This is a genomic window from Streptomyces flavofungini, assembly GCF_041028215.1.
In the GTDB taxonomy this organism is placed as follows: Bacteria; Actinomycetota; Actinomycetes; order Streptomycetales; family Streptomycetaceae; genus Streptomyces; species Streptomyces flavofungini_B.
Window position 1 is genome coordinate 1 of the sequence record NZ_JASKYR010000449.1, and the last position, 6159, is coordinate 6159.

The following is a 6159-nucleotide window of genomic DNA, read 5'->3' on the forward strand; positions in this document are numbered from 1 at the left end:
CAGCGAGCGCCCCGACTGGAGCCAGCAGTGAACCGCACCACCCAGTCCCTCATCGCCGTCGTCGTCGCCCTCGGCGCCGTCACCGGGTATGCCGCGTCGAGCGGCTCCGGCGGCTCCGGCGACGGCGCGGCGAAGGCCGCCGCGCGGCTGCCCGTCGAGCGGACCAGCCTGCTCTGCCCGGTGCCCAGCGGCTCCGACCTGGCGGAGACGGTGTACTCCGCGTACACCCCGAAGTCGAGCGGCACCGAGGGCACGGGCGAGGCGGCGCTCGTGCCGGTCCACAAGCAGCTCACGGACGCCCCCGCGGAGCACGGCAAGGGCAAGGACGCCAAGCCCTTCCTGACCCAGAAGAAGCAGGGCGAGGCGGTCGGCGGCGAGCAGTCGGGCGCCGAGGCGCCCGCGCTGATCGGCACCGCCGACGGCCCGCTCGCCCCCGGCTGGACCGTCCAGCAGACCACCACGTACAACGCGGGCAGCGGACGCGGCGCCCAGGGCACCAACTGCACGGCGCCCGACACCGACTTCTGGTTCCCCGGCGCGAGCTCGGCCAAGGACCGCAGCGACTACATCCACCTGACGAACCCCGACGACTCCGCGGCCGTCGTCGACGTGGAGCTGTTCGGCCCGGACGGCGCGGTCACCTCCGAGGTGGGCGAGGCCATCCAGGTCCAGCCGCACTCCAGCGTGCCCGTCCTGGTCTCCACGCTCGCCGACAAGGCGTATCCGAACCTCACGATGCACGTGACCGCGCGCAGCGGCCGGGTCGCGGCGGCCGTGCAGTCCTCCGACGAGAAGCTCGGCGGCGACTGGCTGGCCGCGGCGGCCGACCCGGCGAGCGACGCGGTCCTGCCGGGCATCCCCAAGGACGCCACCTCGGTGCGCCTGGTCGCCTTCGCGCCCGGCTCCGAGGACGCGGACCTGAAGATCCAGCTCGCCTCGCCAACCGGCACGATCACTCCGGCCGGACACGAGACCCTGCACGTCAAGGCAGGTATGACGGCGGCCGTGGACCTGAAGGACCTCACCAAGGGGGAGGCCGGTTCGCTGCTGCTCTCGCCGAGCGACAAGGCGGTGCCCGTAGTGGCCGCCCTGCGCGTCACGCGCGGCAAGGGCAGCCGCCAGGAGACGGCGTTCATCCCGGCGACCGACGCGGTCGGAGCGCGGTCGACGGTCGCCGACAACCGCTCCAAGGGCTCGACGCTCTCCCTGGTGGCCCCCGACAAGGCGGCCGAGGTGAAGGTGACGGCGTCGGCGGGCACCGAGGGCGGCTCGCCGGTCACCAAGACGTACACGGTCAAGGGCGGCACCACCCTGGAGGTCGATCCGCCCCGGCCGCAGGGTTTGAAGGGCACCTACGCCCTCACCGTCGAGCCGGTCTCCGGCGGCCCGGTGTACTGCTCACGGATGCTGGCCCTGCCCGCGGGCGGCATCCCCATGTTCACCGTCCAGACGCTGCCGGACGACCGGGGGACCGTGTCGGTGCCCAAGGCCGAGCGGGATCTGACGGTGCTCCAGAAGTAGTCCATCGGCTGGAGGGGGCCGCCCGGTCGGAGGCGGCCGCCGGGGAGGGACCGGCCGTCAGTCCTCGTCCCCGTAGCGCGGGTCCACGGACTCGGGGGAGAGGCCGAGCAGATCGGCGACCTGCTCGACGACGACCTCGTGCACCAGGGCCGCGCGCTCGTCGCGCCCCTTGGTGCGGATCTCCACCGGGCGGCGGTAGATCACCACGCGCGCGGGCCGTCCCTCGTTCGCCGTGATGGTGCCGCCCAGCGGCACGGTCTCGTCGCGCCACTCCCCGCCGGGGCCGCCGGAGCCGTTGAGCGGCGGCACCTCAAGGACGAGGAAGTCGATCTCGGCGAGCTGCGGCCAGCGCCGCTCAAGCCGCTCGACGGAGTCCTGCACGAGGTCCGTGAAGGCCTCGGCGCGGCTCGCCGACAGCGGCACCTGCGGCGGCGCCACGGGGCCGCGCATGCCCCTGCCGTGGCGGTCGCGACGGCGGGGCCTCGGTTCTCCTGCGGGGGGCTGTACGGGGTCGTCCATCACTGACGCAGCGTAGTCCCCGAGATCGCCCTTTCCGTACGGAGCGCGGCATGTCGCTTCCTGACCGTTCGGGCCGGTCTTGGACTCGATTACGTATCTCTCCGCGACCGTCGCACCCGCTCCAAATGACTCGTTTCACGCCAAGTGGTGACCGGATTCAGTACCACCGGCCCCTGTGGTCACTGGCGTCCCCGCAGGTCAACGCAGTGCCCCGGAGTCACTCCTGAGCGATGGGCCCAAGACGACACGGTGGGGTGACGTCGTCGAGAGTCGTCGCGGCCCGCTCAAGAGTGCGGTACCGTCCAACGCTGTGAGCCCTGTACGTCGCTGTTCGCGCACCGCTTGCGGCCGTCCCGCCGTCGCGACGCTGACGTACGTCTACGCCGACTCGACCGCGGTCCTCGGCCCCCTCGCCACCTACGCCGAACCCCACTGCTACGACCTCTGTGCCGAGCACTCCGAGCGCCTGACCGCGCCCCGCGGCTGGGAGGTTGTCCGGCTCGCCAACGCCTCGGGCCCGGCGCGCCCCTCGGGCGACGACCTCGAAGCGCTCGCCAACGCCGTGCGTGAGGCCGCGCGCCCGCAGGACCGGGCCGCCGAGGCGGGCGGACCCCGCACCGCGGACCCCATGGAGGTCGCCCGCCGCGGCCACCTCAGGGTGCTGCGGTCCCCGGACTCCTGAGACCCGCTCCCGCCGGTCCGTCCTCATCACCGCTCGCCTGAGCCCGCCGCCGCTCCCGGCGCCGGTGCCTTCACTGGATCTTCTCCGTCCCATGCGTTGACGCCCCATCAGCACCACCACGACGATTTCGCCACCCACAGCCCGGGAGGCGTCCCTTGTTCGTGCAGCAGCTTGAACCCGTCGCCGGCTCGCTCGGCCTCTCCGCCCTCGTCGCGACCCTGCCCCTCCTGACCGTCCTCGTCCTGCTCGGCGCCGTCCGCATGAAGGCCCACCGCGCGGGCCTCATCGGGCTGGCGGTCGCCGTCCTCGTCGCCTGGCTCGCGTACGGGATGCCGCTCGGCCAGACCGCCTCCAGCGCCGCACAGGGCGCCCTCTTCGGCCTCTTCCCCATCCTGTGGATCGTCGTCAACGCCCTGTGGGTGTACCGCATGACGGTCCGCACCCGACACTTCGACATCCTGCGCCGCTCCTTCGGCCGCCTCTCCGACGACCCTCGCGTCCAGGCGCTCGTGGTCGCCTTCTGCTTCGGCGCGCTCCTGGAGGCGCTCGCCGGTTTCGGGGCGCCCGTCGCGATCTGCTCCGTCATGCTCGTCGCCCTCGGCTTCGACCCGGTGCGCGCCGCCGTCGTCGCCCTCGTCGCGAACACCGCGCCCGTCGCCTTCGGTGCCATGGGCACCCCCGTGGTCACCCTCGCCCAGGTGACGGGCCTCCCGCTGGACACCGTCGCCACGGTCGTCGGCCGCCAGACCCCGCTGCTCGCCCTGGTCGTACCGCTGCTCCTGGTGTGGCTCGTGGACGGGCGGCGCGGACTCCGCGAGACCTGGGTGCCCGCGCTCGCCTGCGGCCTCGCCTTCGCCGCCGCCCAGTTCGCGGCCTCCAACTACGTCTCGGCCCAGCTCGCCGACATCGGCGCCGCCCTGATCGGCGCGGGCGCCCTGATGGCCGTGCCGCACGCCCGCAGGCCCGCCGCCGAGCCCGTCCGCGCCGCGGTCCCCACCGGCGCCCGCAGCGAGGACCTCGACCACGAGGACCCGCGCCCCGAGGTGCTGCGCGCCTACGCCCCGTACGCCCTCATCGTCGTGGTCTTCTCGCTCGCCCAGATCCCGGCCGTGAAGGACCTCCTCGCCAAGGCGACACGGACCTTCGACTGGCCCTTCCTCGACGTCGCCGACCCCTCCGGCGAGCCGGTCGGCGGCAATGTCTTCTCGCTGCCGCTGATCTCCACCGGCGGCACGCTCGTGCTGCTCGCCGGGGTGGTGACGGCGGCCGTCATCGGCGTGCACGCGCGCGTGGCGGTACGGGAGTGGGCGGCCACCGTCCACGAGCTGCGCTTCGCGATCCTCACCGTGACGTCCGTGCTCGCCCTCGCGTACGTCATGAACCTCTCCGGGCAGGCGGCCACCATCGGGCACTACGTGGCGGCGGCCGGCGCGGGCCTCGCCTTCCTCTCGCCGGTGCTCGGCTGGTTCGGCGTGGCCGTCTCCGGCTCCGACACCTCCGCCAACGCCCTCTTCGGCGCCCTCCAGGTGACGGCGGCGCAGCAGTCGGGCCTCTCGCCCGAACTCCTGGCGGCGGCCAACAGCTCGGGCGGCGTCCTCGGCAAGATGATCTCCCCGCAGAACCTGACGATCGCGTGCGCCGCCGTCGGCCTCGCCGGCCGGGAGGGCGATCTGCTGCGCAAGGTGCTGCCCTGGAGCCTCGGACTGCTCCTGGTGATGTGCCTGATCGTCGTCGGCCAGAGCACGGTGGTGCTGGGCTGGATGCTGCCGTGAGGGACGCAGTTCGCCGCCGGTCGTTGCGGGTAGTTTGGGAGGCCCGACGTGGGGTGACCGACGTAGGGAAAGATTGACGTATCCCCGGGACCGCCGCGCTCGGCAGACCGCTGAGCCGGGTCACCGGGACCGACGAGCTCGCAGAACCTCCAGAGAGGGTTGACCGTGACTGCTGATCTGTCCCAGATCGTGAAGGCGTACGACGTCCGCGGGGTGGTCCCGGATCAGTGGGACGAGTCGATGGCCGAGCTGTTCGGGGCGGCTTTCGCGCAGGTCACATCGGCGGACGCGATCGTGGTCGGCCATGACATGCGCCCCTCGTCACCGGGCCTCTCACGGGCGTTCGCGCGCGGCGCGGCGGCCCGCGGCGTGGACGTCACGGAGATCGGGCTCTGCTCCACCGACCAGCTCTACTACGCCTCGGGCGCGCTGAACCTGCCGGGCGCGATGTTCACGGCCTCGCACAACCCGGCGCAGTACAACGGCATCAAGATGTGCCGCGCTGGCGCCGCGCCGGTCGGCCAGGACACCGGCCTCGGCGAGATCCGCGCCCTCGTGGAGGGCTGGCTCGCCTCCGGCGCCCCCGAGAAGGCGGCGAGCGCGGGCACTCTGACGCGCCGCGAGACGTTGACGGACTACGCGGCGCACCTGCGCGGCCTCGTCGACCTGACCGCCATTCGCCCCCTGAAGGTCGTGGTCGACGCGGGCAACGGCATGGGCGGGCACACGGTCCCCACCGTCTTCGAGGGCCTGCCCCTCGAAGTGACGCCGATGTATTTCGAGCTGGACGGCACCTTCCCGAACCACGAGGCGAACCCCCTGGACCCGGCGAACATCGTGGACCTCCAGGAGCGCGTCCGCGCCGAGGGCGCCGACCTCGGCATCGCCTTCGACGGCGACGCGGACCGCTGCTTCGTGGTCGATGAGAACGGCGACCCGGTCTCCCCGTCGGCGATCACCGCCCTGGTCGCCTCCCGCGAGCTGGCCAAGCACGGCGGCAAGGGCACGGTCATCCACAACCTGATCACCTCCTGGTCCGTCCCGGAGGTCGTCAAGGAGAGCGGTGGCACGCCCGTGCGCACACGCGTGGGCCACTCCTTCATCAAGGAGGAGATGGCCAGGACCGGCGCGATCTTCGGCGGCGAGCACTCCGCGCACTACTACTTCAAGGACTTCTGGAACGCGGACACGGGCATGCTCGCCGCCCTCCACGTCCTCGCGGCCCTCGGCGGCCAGGACGGCACGCTCTCCGCACTGGTCCAGCAGTACGACCGCTACGCGGGCTCCGGGGAGATCAACTCCACGGTCGACGACCAGACGGCCCGCCTCGCCGCGATCAGGACGGCGTACGAAGGCCGGGACGGCGTCACCCTGGACGAGCTCGACGGCCTGACGGTCACCGCCGCCGACTGGTGGTTCAACGTCCGTGCCTCCAACACAGAGCCCCTGCTCCGGCTGAACGTCGAGGCCAGGGACGAGGCCACGATGGCGAAGGTCCGCGACGAGGCGCTGGCGATCATCCGCGGCTAGGTCCGCGGCTAGGTCCGCGGCCAGGTCCGCGGCCAGGGCCGGGGCCCCGGCGGGCGTGTCCGGGGGCGCGGGAGCGGGCCCCGGTCCGCCCCCGCGCCCCGTCCCGCACGGAGGTAGGCTGACCAGGCCGCATCC

The 6159-nt window shown here is 72.9% G+C and carries 5 protein-coding genes; 4 read left to right on the forward strand and 1 reads right to left on the reverse strand.

Annotated elements, in window-relative coordinates; genetic code table 11:
- Positions 1 to 27: 27 nt before the first annotated feature.
- The gene (locus AB8Z36_RS26565; RefSeq protein WP_369215904.1) at positions 28 to 1521 is read left to right on the forward strand and encodes a DUF5719 family protein; all 1494 of its coding nucleotides are present in this window, start codon (positions 28 to 30) and stop codon (positions 1519 to 1521) included.
- 57 nt (positions 1522 to 1578) lie between these two features.
- On the opposite strand, the gene AB8Z36_RS26570 is transcribed toward AB8Z36_RS26565, so the two are convergent.
- On the reverse strand, positions 1579 to 2040 hold the full coding sequence (locus tag AB8Z36_RS26570; RefSeq protein ID WP_369215905.1) for a metallopeptidase family protein: 462 nt from the start codon (positions 2038 to 2040) through the stop codon (positions 1579 to 1581).
- 223 nt (positions 2041 to 2263) lie between these two features.
- On the opposite strand from AB8Z36_RS26570, the gene AB8Z36_RS26575 reads away from it, so the two are divergent.
- The 3 genes from AB8Z36_RS26575 (at position 2264) to AB8Z36_RS26585 (ending at position 6024) form a co-directional block, all read left to right on the forward strand.
- Entirely contained in the window at positions 2264 to 2722 is a 459-nt protein-coding gene (locus AB8Z36_RS26575; protein ID WP_369215908.1) for a DUF3499 domain-containing protein, read from the forward strand.
- 155 nt (positions 2723 to 2877) lie between these two features.
- The gene (locus AB8Z36_RS26580) at positions 2878 to 4494 is read left to right on the forward strand and encodes an L-lactate permease (RefSeq protein WP_369215906.1); all 1617 of its coding nucleotides are present in this window, start codon (positions 2878 to 2880) and stop codon (positions 4492 to 4494) included.
- A gap of 165 nt (positions 4495 to 4659) precedes the next feature.
- Complete coding sequence (locus AB8Z36_RS26585) at positions 4660 to 6024, forward strand: phosphomannomutase/phosphoglucomutase (RefSeq protein ID WP_369215907.1); 1365 nt, start codon at positions 4660 to 4662, stop codon at positions 6022 to 6024.
- Positions 6025 to 6159: the final 135 nt, after the last annotated feature.